The following is a 20,861-nucleotide window of genomic DNA, read 5'->3' as shown; positions in this document are numbered from 1 at the left end:
ACTTAGCGAATACCTGCCAGACACTCTTCGAAAATGTCCAGGCCTCTCTCATACAGCTCAGGCTCAATCGTGAGCGGCGGCAGCAAGCGGATGACATTGCGGTATTTACCACTGGGCATCAGCAACAAGCCCTTGCTGCGAGCAGCCTTAAGCAGTTCTGCCAATTGCTCAGTGGCGGGTTTGCCTTCAGGGGTCAGCAACTCAATACCGCGCATGGCGCCAGTACCACTGAGGCGACCCAGGTAGGGTGAAATACCACGCGTCAACCAGCTGGCGTAGCGGCTCTCCAAGGCCTGTTGCTGGTAACCGCCCCAACTGGCCAGGTTAGCCTCTGTCATTTGCTCAAGGCTGGCCAGTGCTGCTGAGCACGCCAGTGGGTTGCCGGAGTACGTACCCCCCAACCCGCCTTGCGGCAGTGCGTTCATCAGTTCAGCGCGACCATACACAGCCCCCAGGGGCAGGCCACCGGCAATGCTCTTGCCCATCAACAGCAGGTCAGGCTCGATACCCAAACGGCTAAACGCAAAGCGCTGACCGGTGCGGCCAAAGCCCGACTGAATCTCATCGACAATCAGGTAAATATTGTTGGCGTCACAGAACGCCCGCAGCGCTTGAGCAAACGCAGGGTCCATGGCCAGGAAGCCGCCTTCACCTTGCACCGGTTCAAAAATAAAGCAGGCAACGTCAGCGATATCGACTTCCACACTGAACAGGCGCTCGATGGCCTTGAACGCTTCCTCGGCGGTAACACCGGTATCCGGGCTTGGGTAGGGCACGTGATAAACCGGGCCAGGCAAAATCCCTACACGCTGCTTGTATGGAGCCACCTTGCCATTGAGGTTCAAGGTAGAGAGGGTGCGTCCATGGAAGCCGCCATCAAAGGCAATTACCACCGTACGGCCGGTGGCTGCACGAACGATTTTTAATGCGTTTTCGGCCGCCTCAGCACCGCTGTTGGTCAACATGCCCGCGCCTTCATAGCTGACCGGAATAAACGCGGCCAGCGCGTCCATCAGATCGCGGTAGCCTTGGTGAGGCACGGCGTTGAAGGCTGAATGGGTCAGGCGTTGAGCCTGTTCTGTAATAGCTGAAACCACTGCCGGGTTGCAGTGCCCGAGATTCAATACGCCAATGCCGCCCACAAAGTCGATGTAGGCATTGCCCTCGGTGTCCCAGACCTGAGCATTTTTGCCATGGGTCAGGGTGATCGGATGAACGATGGAGATCGGCGAAGCAATATGCGACTGGCTCATGGGTGGACTACCGTGATGGTTTCGGAAGTTGTCCACAGTTCGCGAGCCGAACCCAAGACTGATCGAGAAGGGCAACCGGAAATGAGTTCACTCCCGGTCACAGGCATGAAGAAGGCACGAAGCGGCATCGAGTAAGTTCTCTTTGAATAGGGACTTTCCCTTTATCAAAGCGAGTAACACGGTGGTGCCACAAGCGAAAAAAAATTGCGCCCTCATTCCATAAATTCAGGAACTTACGTGTTACAGGCTGCCGCCGCCCTCAGCCTTCTCCAGAATCCAGTTCACCAGGCTTTTGATTTTCGGCACTTCACCGGCTTGCTCAGCAAAGGCCACAAAGTGCGAACCTTTACTGACCTTTTTGTGCACCCAAGGGATCACCAGCTTGCCTTCATCCAACTCATCCTGAACCAGGAAACGCGGCACCATGGCCACACCACAGCCCGATCTGGCCGCGCGGATGCACATATAAAATGTGTCGAATCGCGGGCCGTGATAACTGTGCTCAGTGCTGATGCCCTGTTCCTCAAACCACTCATGCCACGACTCAGGTCGTGAGGTGCATTGCAACAGAACCAGATGGGTCAACTCTGACGCATCGGCAAGGGGCTCATCCGGCAGGATGTCGGGCGAGCAGACGGGTACCACATCTTCACCAAACAGTTCGATGCACGTGGCTCCCGGCCAGGAGCCCTGACCATAAAACAGCGCCACGTCAGCCTTGGCCTGCACCAAGTCAAACGACTCAAGCTCGCTCTTAATGTCCAGGTAAATGTTGGGGTGACGCTTGGAAAAACCCTTCAACGCCGGAATCAGCCAACGCGCTCCGAACGTTGGCTGCGTAGCAATACGCACAACCTCCGTCTCACCGCCATAAGAAAGGATGTAACGGCTCGACATATCGACCTGGGTCAGGATCTTGTTCACTTCAGCCAGATACAGTTCACCGGCTGGTGCAAGCTGTAAGCGCCGCCGAACGCGGTGAAACAGCGGGTGCTGCAACATATCCTCAAGCTGTGCAACTTGCTTGCTGACCGCGCTCTGAGTCAGGTGTAGCTCCTGAGCTGCCCGCGTAAAGCTGAGGTGCCTGGCAGCTGATTCGAAACACTGCAATGCAGTCATCGTAGGAAGTAAGCGCTTGGACATGGACATCTCGACTAAGGGATGAAGGGTAGTTAATTCCTTGGAGGAATGATTTGGTGCATAAAGGTCGTTTGTTGAACGCCGGTACAGAGATTAATACTGACCCCCGTCAATGAATTCAACCACTCACCAGATGCAGGAGAAAAACAAAACATGGTTGGTGATCTTCTAAAACACCTCGGGGTTGCTGAAAACGCGTACCAAGGGGGCAACCATGCCGTATATACCCCTATCGACGGTAGTCAGATTGCTCAGGTGAATCTTGAGGGGGCAGAGGCAGTTCGCAGCAAGATTGATGCTGCTCACAATGCATACCTTGCTTGGCGCAATGTTCCGGCTCCTCGTCGTGGTGAGCTGGTGCGCCTGTTCGGCGAAGTACTGCGCAAGAACAAAGCCGCTCTGGGCGAGCTGGTCTCCATCGAAGCCGGCAAAATCACTCAGGAAGGTCTGGGCGAAGTTCAGGAAATGATCGACATCTGCGACTTCGCCGTGGGCTTGTCGCGCCAGCTTTACGGTCTGACCATCGCCTCTGAGCGCCCAGGTCACCACATGCGTGAAACCTGGCACCCGCTGGGTGTGGTTGGCGTTATCAGCGCATTCAACTTCCCGGTTGCCGTCTGGGCGTGGAACACCACGCTGGCACTGGTTTGCGGTAACGCCGTTGTGTGGAAGCCGTCCGAGAAGACCCCGCTGACCGCGATGGCTTGCCAAGCTCTGCTTGAACAAACCATGAAAGAATTCGGCGATGCCCCACAAGGCTTGAGCCAACTGATTATCGGCGACCGCGAGGCCGGTGAGGTTCTGGTTGATGATCACCGCGTGCCATTGATCAGCGCCACCGGCAGCACCCGCATGGGTCGTGACGTTGGCCCGCGCGTGGCAGCACGCTTCGGCCGCAGCATCCTCGAGCTGGGCGGCAACAACGCAATGATTCTGACGCCAAGTGCTGACCTGGATCTGGCTGTCCGCGGCATTCTGTTTGCGGCAGTCGGCACCGCCGGTCAACGCTGCACCACGCTGCGCCGCCTGATTGTGCACCGTTCGATCAAAGACGATGTCGTAGCACGCATTCAAGCGGCATACGGCCGTGTGCGCATCGGCGACCCACGCAAAGACAACCTGGTCGGTCCGCTGATGGACAAACAGGCTTTCGATGCCATGCAGGATGCACTGGCTAAAGCACGTGACGAAGGCGGTATCGTCTTCGGCGGTGAGCGTCAGCTGCAAGAGCAGTTCCCTAATGCTTACTACGTGTCCCCTTCGATTGTCGAAATGCCGGCTCAGACTTCAGTCGTAAAACACGAGACATTCGCACCGATTCTCTACGTGCTTGCGTACGATGACTTCGAAGAAGCCCTGCACATGAACAATGATGTGCCTCAGGGTCTCTCTTCCTGCGTGTTCACCACCGACATTCGCGAGGCCGAGCGCTTCCAGAGTGCATCGGGTAGTGACTGCGGGATTGCCAACGTCAACATCGGTACCAGCGGTGCTGAGATTGGCGGGGCCTTCGGTGGCGAAAAAGAAACTGGGGGTGGCCGCGAGTCCGGCTCAGACTCCTGGCGCGCGTACATGCGCCGTCAGACCAATACGATCAACTACTCCCGCGAGCTTCCGCTGGCGCAGGGCATCGTATTCGACTGATGAAATGCAGGCAGCAGCAAGGGGGGATGCATGCCCCTTGCTGCGACCGGTAGCTGTTATGTGGCAAGGTATCAACACGAAAGATGGCAAAATGCCCTCGCCTTGTCGCCGTTATCTTCGTTGACTACTTACAAATCAAATAAAAAGAAGGAAAACGACATGATCAGCAAGACCTCTCTTAAGTCTCTGGTAATGGGTACTGCTTTGGCGCTGGGCCTCAGCTCGTTTGCTCAAGCCGATTCGGCATCGGCCTCCATTTGGGATGACGTTCGTAAGTCAGGCGAACTGCGTTGTGGCGCAGCTGTCATTCCTCCGTATGTATCCCTGGACCCGGCCAAAAAGGAATACGGCGGTTTCTTCTCCGAACTGTGCAAAGAGTTCGCTGAAACCGTGCTGAACGTGAAGCCTGTGTTCGTTGATACCACGTGGGACAACATCGTCGCTGGCCTGCAAAGCAACAAGTGGGACCTGGCCATGGCCCTCAACCAAACGCCAACCCGCGCACTGGCTGTCAGCTTCAGTGAGCCTGTGGTCGACTATGAAATTTCCTTCGCCTACAACGCCAAGAACCCGAAACTTGAAGGCGCCGGCAACAACCTGACCGACTACGACAAAGAAGGCATCACCTTCGTGGTGATCTCCGGCACCGCGATGGACAAATCCCTGACCGCAGCGGTTAAGCACGGCACCATCATGCGCCTGTCTGGCGTGGACGAAACCCGTCTGGCCGTCATGTCCCGCCGTGGTGATGTTCTCGTCGACACCTCCGACTCCAACCGTCTGTTCGGCATGAAGAACAAAGATTGGGTCACCCTCGTCACGCCAGAGCCAGCCCTGTCCAAGCAAGGCATTTCCTTCGGCCTGTCCCGCAATGCCTCTTACGCAGATATCGAAGTACTGAACATCTTCCTGCGTGAGAAAAAGGCTCTGGGTCATGTGGAAGCACTGGTCAATAAGGCCTCCGAAGAGTTCCTGAGCCTGGAATAAAACGGAAGCGCAACGATTAGGCCTGCAAGCCAGTAAAGCGTTGGAGTCAGCGCGGAGGGTCATCCCAAAACCTCCGCGTCTGCGTGCAGTTCTGCATAGGCGAACCTAAGCCACAGGCTTAGCGCACATGCAGAAAATCAGTATCAAGAAGCCCCACGACAAAGCGGGGGCTGTAATCCAGGAACAGTTTTATGAGCATTCTCAGCAATCCTGCAGCCGAAACGGCCGTGGGAAAACCTATCCTCAGCATAGAAAACGTATGTAAAAGTTTCTCCTCCGACATGGTCGTGATGGATAACTTCTCCCTGACTATGCAAGAGGGAGAATGTGTTTCCATTATTGGCCCGAGCGGCAGCGGAAAAAGTACGCTGCTGCGAGTGCTGATGGGCCTGGACACCATTGATTCCGGCCTGGTTCGCTTCGAACAGAAAGACTATATCCATGGCGTTGGCCCTACACGCAAACCGCGTCTGGATGACCAGCTGCGCCAGCGCATCGGCATGGTATTCCAGCACTACACCCTGTTCCCGCACTTGTCGGTACTGGGCAACCTGATGCTGGCTCCCACCAAAGTACTTAAACAGAGCAAAAAAGTGGCCGAAGAGCGGGCCCTGCAATTGCTGGCGCGCTTTGGTCTTGAAAACAAGGCTCACCAATACCCGAGCCAACTGTCTGGCGGACAGAAACAGCGCATCGCCATTGCCCGCGCACTGATGCTTGAACCGCGCCTGATGCTGCTGGATGAAATCACCTCTGCACTGGACCCGGAAATGGTCGAGGAAGTGCAAAAAGTGATCATGCAGCTGGCTCAGCAAAAGATGAGCATGATCCTTGTAACCCATGACATGCAGGTGGCGCGCAGTGTGGCGTCGCGTGTGGTGTTCTGCGCAAACGGAAAGGTGGTGGAGCAGGGTCGCCCTGACGAAATGTTCCTCAACCCACGAGAGCCTCGCACCAAAGAGTTCCTCAGTAAATTCCTGTACACCAACTGAGGTCCGGCCATGGACTACTCCTTTGATTTTTTCCACGTACTCCATAACTTCGACAAGCTGATTGATGGCCTGTGGATTACGTTGCAACTGACGCTGGCAGCTAACCTGATCGGCCTTACAGCCGGTTTTGTGCTGAGCCTGTTAGCCATGAGTCGTTTCACTGTTGTTCGCTGGCCTGCACAGCTGTACATCGAGTTCTTCCGTTGCACACCGGTGCTGCTGCAAGTTATTTGGTTCTTCTATTGCTTGCCGATTTTGTTCGAGATCTACCTGTCTCCCATTGCGATGGGTGTTCTGGCTCTGGGTCTGAACCTGATGGCATTCAACGCAGAAGCCTACCGCGCCGGCATTCAGGCCGTACCGCGTGATCAGCTGGATGCTTGTGTGGCGCTGAGCCTCACACCGTTCCAACGCACCATGCACGTGGTATTGCCGCAAGCCTTCCGGATTGCCTCTCCCGTGTTGATTACCAACGGAATTTCGATTCTGCAACAGAGCTCTCTTGTCGCAATCGTGTCAGTGGCCGACCTGATGTACGCAGGCAAGATGCTTGCGACTGACTCATACCGTCCGCTGGAAACCTACACCATCGTGGCACTGATCTATCTGGCTCTGGCGATGCCAGTCGGGCAACTCGTCAGTTGGATAGAACGCCGACAAGAAAAGACAATGCACTCCTGAGGCAGGGCCATGAATTTCGATCCTTCTGTTGTTTTTCAATACTGGCCAGCTCTGCTCAAAGGGCTTGGCTTTTCCCTGGTGCTGACGTTCTCGTGTGCACTGATCGGGATGATCCTGGGCTTTTTTATCAGCCTGATGCGCACCTCTAAGAACCATCTCCTGTACTGGTCTTCGACTCTGTTTGTGGAGGTGTTTCGCGGTACGCCGTTGCTGATCCAGCTGTTCTGGATTTTCTTCTGCCTGCCGATCGTCTTTGGAACCTCATTCAGCCCATTGGTCTCCGTGATCATTTCGCTGGTGCTGTTCATGGGCGCAACGAGTAGCGAGTCGTTCCGCGGCGCGCTGAAGTCGATCCCACGGGAGCAGTTTGACGCCTGTCAGGCGCTGGGCATTGGGGGGGTGACCCGCACCACGTACATCGTGTTTCCGCAGGTTTTGCTGCGGGCTACACCGCCGTTGCTGTCCAACAGCGTCGCCCTGTTTAAGGAAAGTGCGCTGGTCTCCTCAGTCGGCATTGCTGACCTGATGTTCATCGGCCAGAACCTGTCCAACCGCACCGCGCGCCCAGTGGAGTTCCTGACTGCGGTAGCCATCATTTACTTCGTAGTGGCCTTCCCGATGACTCGCATTGTCGGAAGCATCGAAGCACGCTTCCTGCGTCGCTACGCGTCGTAACTACTAACAAGAGGTGTAAATATGTCGTCCCTCTACAAAGTCCCCGATCAGTGCACCCAAGCCTGGTACGGTGAAACCGTCGGCATCATCGTGCTCGATGCGCGCTACCCCTGCGTGCCTGGCAACGTTGCCAACGCATCCAGCTACAGCTTCCCGGTGCGCTTCCAGCGCATCGAGGGCGGCTCCATCGAGCGCCTGCTGTACAACCGCGACCCGGAACTGGCCAAACCTTTTATTGAGGCAGCTTTGGCGCTGCAAGAAGCGGGTGTTAAAGCAGTCAGCGGTGCCTGTGGATTTATGGCGCTGTTTCAGAAGCAGGTCGCGGCGGCGCTGGATATCCCGGTACTGCTTTCAAGCCTGCTGCAAATTCCGTTCATCTACAGCGTGACCGGTAAGCCGGTTGGCATTCTCACAGCCGACGCCAGCGCCCTGACGCCACGTCACTTTGAGGGTGTGGGCGTCTCGCCGGATATTCCGCTGGAGATTATCGGCCTGGAAGATTGCCCAGAATTCAGCAGCTCAATCCTGCGCGAAAAAGGCACTCTGGACTCCAGCCTGATCGAGGCCGAAGTGGTCGAGAAAGCGCTGCAACTGCAACGCCGTAACCCAGGCATCGGTGCCATCCTCCTTGAGTGCAGCGACCTGCCACCCTATGCCAGCGCCATTCAGCGCGCTACCGGCCTGCCGGTGTTTGATTACATCGGCATGATCGAGCATGTCGGCCGCAGCTTCCGGGCCCGTCCGTACCAGGGCTTCATGTAACGCAGCACAAGGGCGGTTGGATGAGCCTTCCTCCAACCGCCTGCTCAACACCTCTCCTGCACAGCGGTCGCTCACACGCAATGGATAAGTCCTACCAGCCCAGCGCAATTGAATCCCGCTGGTATCAGACGTGGGAATCGCAAAACTATTTTGCACCCACCGGCACTGGCCAGCCCTACAGCACCATGATTCCGCCGCCGAACATCACCGGCAGCCTGCACATGGGCCATGGCTTTAACAACACGATCATCGACACGCTGGTTCGCTGGCGCCGCATGCAGGGTCGCAACACCCTGTGGCAGCCGGGCACCGACCATGCCGGTATCGCCACGCAAATGGTGGTTGAGCGCCAACTGGCCGCTGAAGGCATTGGCCGTCATGACCTAGGCCGCGAAAAATTCCTGGAAAAAGTCTGGGAATGGAAAGAGCAGTCCGGTGGCACCATCACCCGTCAAATCCGCCGTCTGGGCAGCTCCGTGGACTGGTCCCGCGAGCGTTTCACCATGGACGAAGGCCTGTCCGACGCAGTGAAAGAAGCCTTTGTGCGCCTGCACGAAGACGGCCTGATCTACCGTGGCAAGCGCCTGGTTAACTGGGACACCAAATTCCACACGGCCATTTCTGACCTTGAAGTGGAAAACCACGACGAGAAAGGCAGCCTGTGGAACCTGCGCTATCCGCTGGCCGACGGCAAGAAGACCGCTGACGGCAAGGATTACCTGATCGTTGCCACCACCCGCCCGGAAACCATGCTCGGCGACAGCGCCGTGGCCGTGCACCCGGAAGACGAGCGTTATAAAGCGCTGATCGGCAGCTTTGTAGAATTGCCGCTGGTAGGCCGCCGCATCCCAATCATCGGCGACGACTACTGCGACCCAGAGTTTGGCACCGGCTGCGTGAAGATCACCCCAGCCCACGACTTCAACGATTACGAAGTCGGCAAGCGCCACAACCTGCCGCTGATCAACATCTTCGACAAAGACGCCGCCGTGCTGGCCACCGCTCAGGTGTTCAACCTCGACGGCAGCGTAAACCCGGATGTGGACGGCAGCCTGCCTGCTAAATACGCCGGTCTGGATCGCTTCGAAGCCCGTAAGCAAATCGTGGCTGACTTCGACGCTGCTGGCCTGCTAGAAAAAATTGAAGACCACGCCCTGAAAGTGCCGAAAGGCGACCGTTCCGGCACCGTGATCGAGCCGTGGCTGACCGATCAGTGGTACGTCTCCACCAAACCGCTGGCTGAAAAAGCCATCGCCGTGGTTGAAAGCGGTGAAATCCAGTTCGTGCCTAAGCAGTACGAAAACATGTACTTCAGCTGGATGCGCGACATCCAGGACTGGTGCATCAGCCGTCAGCTGTGGTGGGGCCATCGCATCCCAGCTTGGTACGACGACGCCGGTAACGTTTATGTAGGCCGCGATGAAGCCGAAGTACGCGCCAAGCACAACCTGGGCGACGCCAACCTGCGTCAGGACGAAGACGTCCTCGACACCTGGTTCAGCTCGGGCCTGTGGACGTTCTCCACACTGGGCTGGCCGCAGCAGACCGACTTCCTCAAAACCTTCCACCCGACTGACGTGCTGGTGACCGGCTTCGACATCATCTTCTTCTGGGTTGCCCGGATGATCATGATGTCCACCCACCTGACCGGACAGATTCCGTTCAAGACCGTTTACGTACACGGTCTGGTGCGCGACGGTCAGGGCCAGAAGATGTCCAAGTCCAAGGGCAACGTGCTTGACCCGCTGGATATCGTCGACGGCATCGACCTCGAATCCCTCGTGGCCAAGCGCACCAGCGGCATGATGCAACCGAAGCTGGCCGAGAAGATCGCCAAGCAAACCCGCGCCGAGTTCCCCGAAGGCATCGCCGCCTACGGTACCGACGCCCTGCGCTTCACCAACTTGGCGCTGGCCTCCACTGGCCGTGACATCAAGTTCGACATGGGGCGCGTTGAGGGTTACCGCAACTTCTGCAACAAGATCTGGAACGCCGCCAACTTCGTCATCGAAAACACCGATGGCCAAGACACGGGCGTTAATGGCGAGCCGGTTGAGCTGTCCTCGGTGGACCGCTGGATCATCTCCGCCCTGCAACGCACTGAAGCCGACGTCACCCGCCATCTCGATGCCTTCCGCTTCGACATGGCCGCCCAAGCCCTGTACGAGTTCATCTGGGACGAGTACTGCGCTTGGTACCTGGAACTGGTGAAGCCGGTGCTGTGGGACGAGAACGCGCCGATCGAGCGTCAGCGCGGCACCCGTCGCACCCTGATCCGCGTGCTGGAAGTGGCGCTGCGTCTGGCCCATCCGTTTATGCCGTTTATCACTGAAGAAATCTGGCAGCGCATCAAAGCGCAGGCTGGCGTCAGTGGTGACACCATCATGCTGCAAGCCTGGCCGGTGGCGAACGAAGAGCGCATCGACGCCGCTGCTGAAGGCGATATCGAGTGGGTCAAGCAACTGATGCTGGGCCTGCGCCAGATCCGTGGCGAGATGAAAATCTCCATGGCCAAGCGCATCGACATCATCCTCGCCAACACCAACGACGAAGACAGCCGCCGTCTGGCCGACAACCTGCCGCTGCTGAATAAGCTGGCCAAGCTGGAGTCGGTGCGCGTGTTGGAAGCCGGTGAAGAAGCGCCGATGTCCGCCACCGCACTGGTTGGCGAGATGGAAGTGCTGGTACCGATGGCCGGGCTGATCGACAAAGACGCCGAACTGGCTCGCCTCGACAAAGAAATCGCTCGCCTCGACGGCGAAGTGAAGCGCGTCGGCGGCAAGCTCAGCAACGAAGGCTTCGTCGCCAAGGCCCCGGCTGAGGTGCTGGAGAAGGAACGCGCCAAACTGGCCGAAGCCGAACTGGCCCTCGGCAAGATGCTGGAGCAGCGCGGCAAGATCGCCAGCCTGTGAACGTAGAGAGGCCTAAGCAAGAGGGGTAAGTACATTCCATCGAGGAATGATTTGGTGCGTATTCCTCGTTTGTTGAGTGTTGGCCAGAAGATTAATACTGACCCACATCAACACTTAATTCAGGGATGTTAAGTGGGCTTACAGCCCAGCTAGCATCGACTTGAGAACAACTTGTCTCACGCAGACTTCCCCGGACGACATCGATGATGTGAATGGGGCTTTTTATTCGGATACACCAGGCCTTATTCGCGAGTTGATTCGCAGGCCCTTGGCTCAATAAATAAAAGAAGATTTAAGAGGAAGGCTTAATGAGTGGTTTGCGGCAACAATGCCTCTGGGAAAAGGTAACGACCAGCCAGATTCTCAATGGCGCATTGTCCAGTCATATCAAAGCCGATGTATGCATCATCGGCGGCGGCATTACAGGCTTGTCAGCTGCGCTGCATCTCCTCGAAGCAGGCAAAACCGTCGCACTGCTTGAGGCTTACGAAGTCGGCCACGGTGGTTCCGGGCGCAACGTAGGCCTGGTCAACGCCGGTAACTGGATTCCGCCAGATGATGTTGAAAACACACTGGGCGCTCAGTACGGCAAACGCTTGAACAAAGTATTGGGCGAAGCGCCGAGCAAAGTCTTCAGTGCAATCAAGAAGTACAACATCGACTGCCAGGCCCGTAATGACGGGACCTTGCACATGGCCCACAACGCCTCTGGCCTTGCCGACCTACGCTCCCGTGAAGAGCAGTGGCGCCGCCGTGGTGCCGATGTTGAGTTGCTCACCGGAACCAGGTGCGAAGAATATTGCGGTACAGACAAAATCACCGGCGCCCTGCTGGATCGCCGCGCGGGCACCATTAACCCAATGGGCTACACCAAAGGTCTGGCCAAAGCCGTCAACGATCTGGGCGCACAGCTGTTCCAACACTCCCCGGTCAACTCGCTCAAAAAACAAGCAGATGGCTGGCTGGTGCAGACTGAACGCGGCTCCGTAACCACCGAAAAAGTCATCATTTCCACTGGTGCCTATACCGAAGGCGAGTGGACCAAACTCCAGCAGAACTTCTTCCGGGGTTATTACTATCAGGTGGCATCTGTGCCGCTTGAGGGTGCTGTGGCTGATTCAATCCTGCGTCACGGCCAAGGTTCCTGGGATACCCGCACGGTGCTGAGCAGTATTCGTCGTGATGACCAAGGCCGCCTGCTGTTGGGCAGCCTGGGCCGAGCGGATAACAAGCCGGACTGGTTCGTGCGCAGCTGGGCCGACCGCATTCAGCGCCACTATTTCCCCAAACTGGGCAAAGTCGAGTGGGAAGTGCAGTGGACAGGCTGCATTGATTTCACCCCGGACCACCTTATGCGCTTGTTTGAACCGGCTCAGGGGCTGATTGCCGTGGCGGGCTACAATGGCCGCGGCAACACCACCGGCACCGTGATTGGTCAGGCGATGGCGGACTACCTGCTCAACGATAAGCCAGACGACCTGCCGATGCCGTTCAGCCCGATGATCAATCTGCGTTCTGCTGGGGCGCGTAGCTTCTTCTACGAAGCAGGTTTCTCGCTGTACCACGCCGGGCAGTGCCTGCGAGTTATCCTCTAAAGCCGTTCAGGAGCGGCGCCCAGCCGCTCCTGAATCACGCCACAGCGTACCCAAGGTGGCGCTAAGCCCCTGTACCGGTGCGGTGCAAACGATCTCTGAATTGACCCGGACTTTCTCCCGTCCAACGACGGAAGATGCGGTGAAAGGCGCTCGGCTCCTGGAAGCCTGCTTGGACGGCGATCTCGGAAATGCTAATGGTGCTGTCGCGCATCAGGGTGAACACGATGGCGCGGCGAACTTCGTGTTTGATCTCTTGGTAAGTAAAGCCATCCCTGGCCAAATACCTTCTGAGCACCTGTTCACTGAGTGCAAAACTGTCAGCCAGTTCCTTAAGCGTCGGCCACTCTGAGCTGTTGAGGCTGCGCAGCCGACGAAAGACCTCCGAAGCGGTACTGGCGTCATTGCGAAAGCGTACCACCAGCCATTGCGGGCAACTGCGCAGGAAGCTGCGTATGGTTGTCTGATCCTGAATAACCGGCAGTTTCAGGTAGCTGGAATCAAAGGCAATCTCGGTACGTTCGCACCCATACTCCACCAACGGCCCCCACTGCCAAGGTGAGGACTCAGCGCTTGGCTCATCCGTGCTGAAGCGTGAGCGGTTAAGCGGAATGCGCCGCCCGATCAACCAGCACATCAGCCCCAAGACGATACTCAGGTAGATCTCTTCAGCCGCGCCTTTGAGCACTGGTTTCTGCATAGATGTTTCCAGACAGATCACTGCCTGCCCGTTGCGTTGCTCCAGGCTGCCGCGGATATCGTGGATAAAGAAGCTCAGGTACTTAAAGCACTGCTCCAGCGCTTTACCCAGCGTGCGCTCCTGAATCAGCGCCCGACTGATCAAGGCAAAACTGCCCGACGGCATGCCGTGGGAATCAAAGCCAAAAAACTCGTCGTTAAGCTCTTCGTCCATCGCCAGCCAGAAGCGGGTGACCGCCGCCGCAGGCAAACGGGCGTTATCCAGCGCCAGCGCTGCCTGTTCTATCCCGGCCTTATCCAACACCGCCGCAACCCGCTGCGGGGAGTCCTGAATACCGTGGAGGGCCGCCTTTACCAGATAGGCCGCAACTGAATCCTGATCGCGCATGACCTTTTTAACCTTAACCAACTAGACCGGATGAAGCATGCGCAACATGCCGTCATGGCAAAAACTATACGTAGATTGCGAAGGGTTTGGGCATAGCCCCGCCCTTGGCACCTCTCTAGACTTTCCACCCATGCGCAGTCTGCTTGCGAGCAAACCGTAAAAAATAAAAAGAACGATCATGACTGAAAAAAAGCATTCCCGTTTTGAGCACAACCGTAAGGTTGCCTTACAGCTATTCGCCAGCCAGGGTTTTGCCCAGGTCAGCCTGCGAAAACTGGCCACCCATATGGGGATGTCTACTGCTGCGTTGTACAGCCACTGTAGCAGTAAAGAGGAGTTGCTATTCGATGCTCTGGAAGAGCATTACGAAAATATTCTGACGATTGTGAGCCGCCCACTACGCAACAACGGTTTGCCCAGACAGCGCCTGCAACAGATCAGTCGCGCTATTGCTGAGTTGTATCAACACGGCCCATGGCTCTTTCAATTGGCCAACCGCGAGCGCCATTGCCTGGGTCAGGCGCATCGCCAACAGATTGAACAGCTGCGTCAGCTAATTGGTCTGCACATGCAACAGCTGTATGCGAAGTTGCTGGATGAGCCGAAACGTTGTTCACCGGCCATCGGCCAGCTGGCGTTGAACCTGCTGGAGCAACTGCCGCTGTGGTTGAGTGAAGCCAACGTGAATGCAGAGCAACAGCTGCAACTGATCGAACACCTTATTCAGGGGTTCTTTTCCCGGCTCCCGGAGCTGCGAGAAGCGCCCGCTATAGTCGAGGAACCACATTATGCCGAGTTACAACGCCGATCTGCGTGAAGCGCGCTTTATCCTCCACGATGTTTTTGATGCCGCCAGCGTGTGGGCGCGACAGCCCGAGCTGGCTGAGCGCATTGATGCTGACACTGCCAATGCCATCCTCGAAGAAGCGGCCAAAGTCACCGGCACCCTGATTGCTCCGTTGAACCGCAGCGGTGATGAAGAAGGCGCGCAGTGGGTCAACGGCGAAGTACGCACCCCGGCGGGCTTCAAAGAGGCTTACGCCACCTACATTGAAGGCGGTTGGGTAGGTCTGGCAGGCAACCCGAACTACGGCGGCATGGGCATGCCGAAGATGCTCGCCGTGGCCTTTGAGGAAATGCTGTATGCCGCAGGCTCCAGCTTTGCCCTGTACTCCGCGCTCAGCTCTGGCGCTTGCCTGGCCATTGATGCTCACGCCAGCGAAGAACTGAAAAACTGCTATTTGCCACCGATGTACGAAGGCCGCTGGGCCGGTTCTATGTGCCTGACTGAACCCCATGCAGGGACTGATCTGGGCATCATCCGCACCAAGGCTGAGCCTCAGGCTGACGGGTCCTACGCCATCAGCGGCACGAAGATTTTCATCACCGGCGGTGAGCAGGATCTGACCGAAAACATCATCCACCTAGTACTGGCCAAGCTGCCAGATGCACCGGCCGGGCCGAAAGGTATTTCCCTGTTCCTGGTGCCAAAGGTGCTGGTCAATGCTGACGGCTCCCTGGGCGAGAAGAATGCGGTGTCTTGTGGCTCCATCGAGCACAAGATGGGCATCAAAGCCTCTGCCACCTGCGTGATGAACTTTGACGGCGCCACCGGTTACCTGATCGGCGAGGTCAATAAAGGCCTGGCGGCCATGTTCACCATGATGAACTACGAGCGCCTGTCCATTGGCATTCAAGGCATTGGCTGTGCTGAAGCTTCTTACCAAGCAGCCCGCGACTATGCCCGTGAACGCCTGCAAAGCCGTGCGGCCACCGGCCCGGTAGCGAAAGAGAAAGCAGCCGATCCGATCATCGTCCACGCCGATGTGCGCCGCATGCTGCTGACCATGAAGGGCATGACGGAAGGCGGTCGCGCGTTTGCCTGTTACGTCGGCCAACAGCTCGATCTGGCTAAATACAGCGTCGATCCTGCAGAGAAAAAGCAGGCAGAAGCGATGGTTGCCCTGCTGACGCCAGTGGCCAAAGCGTTCTTTACCGACAGCGGTTTTGAAAGCTGCGTACATGGCCAGCAGGTATTCGGCGGCCACGGTTACATCCGCGAATGGGGCCAGGAGCAACTGGTGCGTGATGTGCGTATTGCACAGATTTACGAAGGCACCAACGGCATTCAGGCACTGGACCTGCTCGGCCGTAAAGTCGTGGCCAATGGTGGCGAAGCACTGCGCCTGTTCACCAACGAAGCCCGCTCATTCGCTGCTGAAAACAGCACCCCATACAACGCTGCACTGCTGGATGCACTGGCGCGTTTGGAGGCCGTTAGTGACTGGCTGCTGAACGAAGCGAAGGCCGATCCGAATGCAGTAGGTGCCGCGTCAGTGGAATACCTGCACCTGTTCGGCTACACCGCGTATGCGTATATGTGGGTGCGTATGGCTGCCAGTGCAGAGCGTCTGCGGGCTAACGACGAGGCATTCTACGCTGGCAAACTGGCCACTGCGCAGTTCTTCTTTGCCCGCCTGTTGCCACGTAGCTTGAGTCTGGAAGCCAGCATCCGTGCCGGCAGTGCAGCACTTTACCAGCTGTCAGCAGAGGGTTTCTGAGGCTTACCGCACAGCAAAGCGGATACACCTAGCGCTTTCGCGGCTGAAGCCGCTCCCACGAGGCATTCGTATAGATGCTTTTCGTGGGAACGGCTTTAGCCGTGAATTGGCCAGTCGCAACACTGAATCATTCAGCTAAACAGGCGCTGCTCACGTTCGGGTAGAGCTTTGCAGCTGAAGCCGCTTCCTCAAAGCCCTCCGAACAGGGCTTACATTTATCGCGGCCGGGCGGCGATCGCTTCTATTTCAAACATCAGCTCAGGCAGAGCCAAGGCGCTGACCTGAACGATGGAGTCAGCCGGATAGGGCGGGCTGAAGTAGCGTTTGCGCAGCTCGACCACATCCGGGAAGTGGGCCATATCCGTGACAAAAATAGTGACCTTAAGCACATGCTCAAGGCCTGAGCCCCCGGCTTCCAGCACCCGTTTTAGATTCTCAAACGCACATTCGGCTTGAGCCATAAAATTACCCACACCAACGATTTCGCCCTGCGGGTTCATGGCCGCCTGCCCGGAGACAAACAGCAGGTCGCCAAAGGCAATCCCTGGTGACAGGGCAAACGGTTCGAACGGGTCAGGTAGTGGTTGCACAAGCTGTTTGATCATTGCGTCATCGCCTCCGGAGTAATGCGTTTAAGCCGGCGCCACAGCGTGGTCTGGCTGATGCCCAGGTATTCCGCTGCCAGTGTCTTATTACCGCCAAATTGTTTGAGGGCCTTGACGATCTCTTCCTGCTCAACCTGATGCAGGTGGCCCCCTTCATCCATTTCGCTTTCGCTGTTAAACAGCTCAGGGGCGACCCGAGGCATGGCTTCAACCAGTGCATCGCAGCTGCCGTATATGCGCAGGGACACAACCAAACGCTCGATGATGTTTTCCAGTTGGCGCACGTTGCCCGGCCAGGTGTAGCGGCGGAAGATCGGGGTCAGGCCACGCGTCAACTCCTGCGCGTCCACCTCAACGGCATAGCGTTTGCCTTCACGGCGAATCAGGTATTCCGTTAACAACGGAATATCCTCCATACGCTCACGCAGCGGCGGCAGAACCACAACGAAGGTGCTCAGGCGGTAGTAGAGGTCTTCACGGAAGCGACCGGCACGAACTTCAGCCTGCAAGTCGGCGTTGCAGGCCACGACAAACTTGATGTTGAGCGCAATTGCCCGACGAGCTCCCACTGGGCGAACTTCGCGCTCCTGCAGGACACGCAGCAACTTGGCCTGCTGCGGCAGCGGCATGGAGTTAATTTCGTCGAGAAAGAAGGTGCCGTTGTTGGCACTTTCCAGCAAACCGGACTTACCTCCGCTTTTGGCACTGGTGAAGGCACCCTCGGCGTATCCGAACAGCTCCGACTCGAACAACTCAGCCGGAATTGCTGCGCAGTTGATGGCTACAAACGGGCCATTGCTGTTCTGGCTCGCCATATGGATTTGACGGGCAGCCAGTTCCTTACCGGTACCTGTTTCTCCACGCAGCAGCACCGTGCCCGGCGTGGAACCGTACAGGTGGAGCTGGCTCTGGACTTCAAGCATGCGGCTTGACTGGTAGACCATGCGCCGCTGGTTTTCGCTGGTCTGGGCCATGGGTTGTGGATAAAACATATACAGCGAGCCAATAGGCTCGTTATCCACTTCAAACGGCAGTTTGTTCAGCGTACACAGTCGGTCGCCGAGCAATAACCCTTCTGCACGCAGGCTGTCAGCCTCGAGCACGCGAGAATCCAATACTCCGTTGAGACGGCGACGCTTAGGTAGCGTAGGAATCAGGCTTTGCGCCGCGCTGTTCCAAGCCACCACCACGCCGTTACGGTTGGTGAAGACCTGAGGGTTGGGATTTTGCTCCAGCAGAAACTGTTCAGTAGCCGCCTGCTGGCGCTCACGCTTGTATGCCCCAGCATGGCGAATCGCCTTGCGCAGTAAGTTACGGCAGGACTCGCGGGAGTACATCAACACCGAGTTGAGCCCCCACTGGTCTGCCAAGTCGCACACGTAGCTTGAACCGATGACCACGCCGATTCCTTCAGCCCGCAGGCTGTGGAAAATTTCGTGGGCATGCTCAGCCGTGCTATAGGTGCGGTGAATCAGCTCCATGCCACCGAACAAGCGTAACAGCTCGACATTGGCCTCCTGCCGCTCATAGTTGAGCAGCAGGGCCTTGTCGGCAATGCGCCGGGCCGTGAGAAAAGCCTGGATGAGGTCAGATTGCTCAACCTTCAACGCCAACACCGGAACCGGCAGGGTGTCCTGCAAGTAAAAGGCGTTGGCGCCAGCACTGATAAAGATGTCTACAGCCTGCCGCTCAACCAGTTCGCGGGCCGCACGCACGGCATCATTGAAGATGTTGTCGATGATGGTGATGCTGGCCAACGACTCAAACTCGGGAATCAGGCTATGTATCAACCGGCTAACCTTGGAGTTGCCGATAAAACATATCCTGACCCGGTCCAGCTCCTCATTCGCAAATTCCACAGCGCTACCTCTTATTCTTATTAGGCGGCTGGTTCATTTACGTTCTGAAAACCCAGGGCTCCTCCAGCTTTCTCCATTGTTCGTAAGCGCTGACCTTGTCTGCATGGGCCAGGGTCTCACCTATTTCGTCCAGTCCTTTGAGCAATCGCTGTTGACGCCCTTCATCCAGATCGAAAACGAAACTCAGTTCCGCAACACGCAATGTTCGATCACTTACATTGATATGAGCCTGTAAACCCGGACTTTTTTCGGCCAGGTCAAACAAGGCGTCGATTTTTTCTTGCTCGAGTTGTAACGGAAGTAAACCATTGTTGAAGCAGTTGTTACGGAAGATATCGCCGAAACTGGGGGCGATGACCACACGCACACCGAAGTCTCTGAGTGCCCAGACCGCATGCTCTCTGCTTGAGCCGCATCCAAAGTTGGCTTGAGCGAGCACCACATTTCCCTCATGGTACGGAGGTACATTCAAGATGCATGCCGGATTAGGCCTGCGCGAGGCAATCGGTGTGTCTATTTCACCGGGATCGAGGTAACGCTCGTCATCGAAGAGGAAGTCACCGAAACCAAACGACTCCAGGCTTTTCAGGTATTGCTTGGGCAGCAGCATATCCGTATCGATATTGGTTCGATTGAACGGAATGATGATGCCTTCGTGCACTGTCAACGGCTGCATGCTCAAACGCTCCCCAAATCGGTAAGTTCGCCCATCACCGCCGCAGCGGCGGCCATGGCCGGAGACATCAGGTGGGTACGTCCGCCTTTGCCCTGACGACCTTCAAAGTTGCGGTTAGACGTGGCAGCACAACGCTCGCCGGGGTTGAGCCGGTCAGCATTCATACCCAGGCACATGGAGCAACCCGGTGAACGCCACTCAAAGCCTGCAGCTTTGAAAATGCGGTCCAAACCTTCACGCTCAGCTTGCAGACGCACCAGACCTGAGCCTGGAACGACCAGTGCCTGCTTCACCCGCGGGTGTACCTCACGGCCACGCAGCACTTCGGCAGCGGCGCGTAAATCTTCGATTCGGGCGTTAGTGCACGAGCCAATAAAAATGCGGTCAACAGGAATGCCGCTCAATGGTTGGCCAGGCTCCAGGCCCATGTAGCGCAAGGCGCGCTCCCAGTCTGCCCGTTGCAAGGCATCACGTGCCTGATCCAGCGTGGGCACACGGCCATTGATGGGCGCGACCTGTTCCGGCGAAGTCCCCCAAGTGACTTGAATACCGACTTGAGTGCCGTCGATTTCGAGCTCTTGATCAAAGACTGCATCAGCATCTGAGTGCAACGTACGCCAATAGGCAACAGCGGCATCCCACTGTTCGCCGCTAGGCGCCATCGGACGGCCTTTTACATAGGCTTCAGTCTTAGCGTCATAGGCCACCAGACCAACCCGCGCACCGGCCTCAATGCTCATGTTGCACAGGGTCATGCGGGCTTCCATGCTCAGCGCATCAATGGCTTCACCACAGAACTCGATGGCGCAACCTGTGCCACCAGCTGTACCGATCAAACCAATGATGTGCAGGGCCAGGTCTTTGGCGGTTACACCTTCACGCAGGCGGTTAGTCACGCGAATGCGGAAGTTCTTCTGCTTACGGCTACGCAGAGTCTGAGTGGCCAGAACGTGTTCCACTTCACTACTGCCGATGCCGTGTGCAAGGGCTGCCAGTGCGCCGTGGGTAGCGGTGTGTGAGTCACCACACACCAGGGTCATGCCTGGCAGGGTCAGACCTTGTTCAGGGCCCACCACATGCACAATGCCTTGACGGACATCGTTGAGGGGGAACAACGGCACACCAAACTCAATGCTGTTACGTTCCAGCGTGGCGATCTGCTGGCGGGCAATCGCATCGCAGACGCCCTCAACACCTTGCTCACGGCTAAGGGTTGGGACGTTATGGTCGGGGGTCGCAAGTGACGTGTCCAGACGCCAGGGTTTACGTCCGGCCAGACGCAGGTTGGAAAAGGCCTGCGGAGAGGTCACCTCATGCAGGAGGTGCCTGTCGATGTATAAAAGCGTGGAGCCATCCGGAAGTTCATCAATCCGATGGCGCGCCCACAGCTTGTCGTAGAGTGTCTGCGCTCCCACGTAAGTATCCTCTGTTATTC

The 20,861-nt window shown here is 57.1% G+C and carries 17 protein-coding genes; 10 read left to right on the top strand and 7 right to left on the bottom strand.

Annotated elements, in window-relative coordinates:
• Positions 1–2: 2 nt before the first annotated feature.
• Positions 3–1,253, bottom strand: a complete 1,251-nt coding sequence (locus WG219_00360; GenBank protein ID WXL25980.1) for an aspartate aminotransferase family protein — start codon at positions 1,251–1,253, stop codon at positions 3–5.
• Between the two features lie 240 nt (positions 1,254–1,493).
• Positions 1,494–2,396, bottom strand: a complete 903-nt coding sequence (locus tag WG219_00355; GenBank protein ID WXL25979.1) for a LysR substrate-binding domain-containing protein — start codon at positions 2,394–2,396, stop codon at positions 1,494–1,496.
• A 150-nt stretch (positions 2,397–2,546) separates the two neighbouring features.
• On the opposite strand from WG219_00355, the gene WG219_00350 reads away from it, so the two are divergent.
• The 8 genes from WG219_00350 to WG219_00315 all read left to right on the top strand — a co-directional run bounded on the left by WG219_00350 (position 2,547) and on the right by WG219_00315 (position 12,641).
• A complete protein-coding gene (locus tag WG219_00350; GenBank protein WXL25978.1) occupies positions 2,547–4,037 on the top strand; it encodes an aldehyde dehydrogenase family protein in 1,491 nt (496 codons plus the stop codon).
• 159 nt (positions 4,038–4,196) lie between these two features.
• On the top strand, positions 4,197–5,024 hold the full coding sequence (locus WG219_00345; protein WXL25977.1) for a transporter substrate-binding domain-containing protein: 828 nt from the start codon (positions 4,197–4,199) through the stop codon (positions 5,022–5,024).
• A 191-nt stretch (positions 5,025–5,215) separates the two neighbouring features.
• Complete coding sequence (locus WG219_00340; GenBank protein ID WXL25976.1) at positions 5,216–6,016, top strand: amino acid ABC transporter ATP-binding protein; 801 nt, start codon at positions 5,216–5,218, stop codon at positions 6,014–6,016.
• Between the two features lie 9 nt (positions 6,017–6,025).
• Positions 6,026–6,697, top strand: a complete 672-nt coding sequence (locus WG219_00335) for an amino acid ABC transporter permease (GenBank protein WXL25975.1) — start codon at positions 6,026–6,028, stop codon at positions 6,695–6,697.
• Between the two features lie 9 nt (positions 6,698–6,706).
• A complete protein-coding gene (locus tag WG219_00330; protein WXL25974.1) occupies positions 6,707–7,372 on the top strand; it encodes an amino acid ABC transporter permease in 666 nt (221 codons plus the stop codon).
• Between the two features lie 21 nt (positions 7,373–7,393).
• Positions 7,394–8,134 carry an aspartate/glutamate racemase family protein gene (locus tag WG219_00325; protein ID WXL25973.1) on the top strand — a complete coding sequence of 247 codons (741 nt, stop codon included), beginning with the start codon at positions 7,394–7,396 and terminating at the stop codon, positions 8,132–8,134.
• Between the two features lie 80 nt (positions 8,135–8,214).
• Positions 8,215–11,046, top strand: a complete 2,832-nt coding sequence (locus tag WG219_00320) for a valine--tRNA ligase (protein ID WXL28073.1) — start codon at positions 8,215–8,217, stop codon at positions 11,044–11,046.
• A 308-nt stretch (positions 11,047–11,354) separates the two neighbouring features.
• Entirely contained in the window at positions 11,355–12,641 is a 1,287-nt protein-coding gene (locus WG219_00315) for an FAD-binding oxidoreductase (GenBank protein WXL25972.1), read from the top strand.
• Between the two features lie 61 nt (positions 12,642–12,702).
• Here the strand turns inward: WG219_00315 and WG219_00310 are convergent, their stop codons facing one another.
• Positions 12,703–13,725 (bottom strand): AraC family transcriptional regulator ligand-binding domain-containing protein, encoded by a 1,023-nt coding sequence (locus WG219_00310; GenBank protein WXL25971.1) that lies wholly within the window; start codon positions 13,723–13,725, stop codon positions 12,703–12,705.
• A gap of 178 nt (positions 13,726–13,903) precedes the next feature.
• On the opposite strand from WG219_00310, the gene WG219_00305 reads away from it, so the two are divergent.
• Together WG219_00305 and WG219_00300 are read left to right on the top strand one after the other, a co-directional pair.
• A complete protein-coding gene (locus WG219_00305; protein ID WXL25970.1) occupies positions 13,904–14,542 on the top strand; it encodes a TetR/AcrR family transcriptional regulator in 639 nt (212 codons plus the stop codon).
• Complete coding sequence (locus WG219_00300) at positions 14,514–16,286, top strand: acyl-CoA dehydrogenase C-terminal domain-containing protein (protein WXL25969.1); 1,773 nt, start codon at positions 14,514–14,516, stop codon at positions 16,284–16,286. Before WG219_00305 ends, WG219_00300 begins: the two co-directional genes overlap by 29 nt.
• Before the next feature lie 215 nt (positions 16,287–16,501).
• Here WG219_00300 and WG219_00295 read toward each other — a convergent pair whose 3' ends face one another.
• The 4 genes from WG219_00295 to leuC are packed head-to-tail and all read right to left on the bottom strand — an operon-like array spanning position 16,502 to position 20,841.
• A complete protein-coding gene (locus WG219_00295) occupies positions 16,502–16,891 on the bottom strand; it encodes a RidA family protein (GenBank protein WXL25968.1) in 390 nt (129 codons plus the stop codon).
• Entirely contained in the window at positions 16,888–18,750 is a 1,863-nt protein-coding gene (locus WG219_00290; protein WXL25967.1) for a sigma 54-interacting transcriptional regulator, read from the bottom strand. The genes WG219_00295 and WG219_00290 overlap by 4 nt, the downstream gene beginning before the upstream one ends.
• 37 nt (positions 18,751–18,787) lie before the next feature.
• Positions 18,788–19,426 (bottom strand): 3-isopropylmalate dehydratase small subunit, encoded by a 639-nt coding sequence (leuD, locus tag WG219_00285; protein ID WXL25966.1) that lies wholly within the window; start codon positions 19,424–19,426, stop codon positions 18,788–18,790.
• 2 nt (positions 19,427–19,428) lie between these two features.
• Positions 19,429–20,841 (bottom strand): 3-isopropylmalate dehydratase large subunit, encoded by a 1,413-nt coding sequence (gene leuC, locus WG219_00280; GenBank protein ID WXL25965.1) that lies wholly within the window; start codon positions 20,839–20,841, stop codon positions 19,429–19,431.
• Positions 20,842–20,861: the final 20 nt, after the last annotated feature.

Origin of the sequence: Pseudomonas mendocina (assembly GCA_037482215.1) — a bacterium.
GTDB classification, from domain to species: domain Bacteria; phylum Pseudomonadota; class Gammaproteobacteria; order Pseudomonadales; family Pseudomonadaceae; genus Aquipseudomonas; species Aquipseudomonas mendocina_E.
Note: the sequence above shows the minus strand (reverse complement) of the source record. Positions and strands in the feature narration are given on the sequence as shown.